Consider the following 978-nt stretch of genomic DNA (forward strand, 5'->3'; position numbering starts at 1 on the left):
TGGTGCCCGGGCGGACGGCACAGGGCGAAGGCACTGCGGGCGCCTTGCTGGATCGCCTGTTGCGCGGTGAGAGCGACTTGCGCCGCGCTGTAGGCCGCTTGCCAGGTGCCGGCGGTGATCGGCGCGCCGCCGTCGAAACTGTAATAGCCGAGCTGGCCGTGCAGGCTGGTGGGGATGACCCGGCGCAAGGTGCGTGCGGGCCAGGTGTAGGGCAGCAAGTCTCCGTCCTGGCCAAATGCCGTCCAGCGTTGCCAGGCGCCTTTGAAGAAGTCCAGGTACGCGGGGCTGTGAATACGTTGCAGCGGCGCCAGGCCAAAATCCTCAGGCGCTTGCACCGGGCCCAGTTCGCGGTCCTTGACCCGTTGCAACACATGGTCGGCGCGCGAGGGCATTTCGAAACACGGCATCAGTTGCCCGTCCATCAACTCGCACCGGCCATGGTGCAGGTGGTGATCGTCCGAGTAGATCGTCAGCATATTGTTGTTCTCCGCAGGCTGAATCGGTGAGTCCAGTCTTGCGGCGGGTGGGATTAATGAGAATGGCAGGAGCGGCCAAAAGGGGATAAATATGGCCAAAGTGTGTGACCGCAATTCGCCCCGAAATGGCGCGGCCGTGCCCCAGCAAGTGGCTTCAGGGGCGGAACTGGCTGGGTGCGACGCCGCTCCAGCGGACAAAGGCGTGACGGAAACTCGCGGTTTCGCTGAAGCCCAGCGCCTCGGCAATTCGGTAAATGGGCAGCTCATCCTCGCCCAGCAATCGCTTGGCCCGCTCGAAGCGTAGCTCGTCCAGCAACTCCTGATAGCTGCAGCCCAAGTCATGCAGGTGCCGGCGTAGCGTGCGCGGGGAGCAGTTCATCTGCTCGGCCAGGCCGTCGAGGCCCGGCGCGGCGCTGAGTTGGCTGGCGAGCAGGTGGCGAATCTTGCCCAGCCAGGCCTGGCGCCCGGTGAACTCGGTGTTTTGCTTGCGGCAGCGCTCGGT

Annotated in this window: 1 protein-coding gene and 1 pseudogene; both read right to left on the reverse strand. The window is 64.9% G+C overall.

All coding sequences use genetic code 11. The annotated features are described in order from the left end of the window. Positions 1-476: pseudogene (locus tag HX846_RS30455) on the reverse strand (histone deacetylase family protein); the annotation flags it as partial. 154 nt (positions 477-630) lie between these two features. Continuing rightward, on the reverse strand, positions 631-978 hold a 348-nt coding region (locus HX846_RS30460), incomplete at its 5' end, for a helix-turn-helix transcriptional regulator (protein ID WP_178966806.1).

This window comes from Pseudomonas sp. K5002 (genome assembly GCF_013386655.1).
In the GTDB taxonomy this organism is placed as follows: domain Bacteria; phylum Pseudomonadota; class Gammaproteobacteria; order Pseudomonadales; family Pseudomonadaceae; genus Aquipseudomonas.